At 65.3% G+C, this 461-nt stretch carries 1 protein-coding gene; it reads right to left on the reverse strand.

Translation table 11 applies throughout. The features are described 5' to 3' along the window. Positions 1 to 446: hypothetical protein (locus tag L6966_RS11935; RefSeq protein ID WP_237233461.1), on the reverse strand; the 446-nt coding region annotated here is incomplete at its 3' end. Between the last annotated feature and the right edge of the window lie 15 nt (positions 447 to 461).

A 461-nucleotide genomic window follows, 5' to 3' on the forward strand; every position in this document is an offset into this window, starting at 1 on the left:
GACTCACCACTGGCCGGGTCCCATTTCATGGATTCGCCCACCACATCCACGGGGTCGGCGTGTTGTTCTGCATTTGTGGCAACCACGGCGGCGGGGGCCGCTGCAACACTGGCAAAACCCTCCGCTACCTGTGTTGTTACCTCACCGAGCACCGCGAACACCTGCACCGCAACACCACCGGCAACCCGGCGCGCCACGGTGGTGAGCTCCCCAGTTGGAGGCAGTGTGCCTTTGTCTTCCACGGCGATGAGCGGCGCTTCCGGCTGCACCTCGTGGACCGCGGCCTCCAGCAGAGCCACGGCAGAAGGTACCTGGTCAGCTACGGTGCCAAAGGCAATGGCGCCGTCTGGCAACACAATCTTGGTGCCCGGCAAGCCGCCGCGTGCGCCTGACGACGGACGCGCGGCAGTCCAGTAGCGTTGCTTCTTCCAAGGCATGCCTGGCACGGGGAGCTTGTCACC

The organism is Rothia nasisuis (genome assembly GCF_928381405.1).
GTDB classification, from domain to species: domain Bacteria; phylum Actinomycetota; class Actinomycetes; order Actinomycetales; family Micrococcaceae; genus Rothia; species Rothia nasisuis.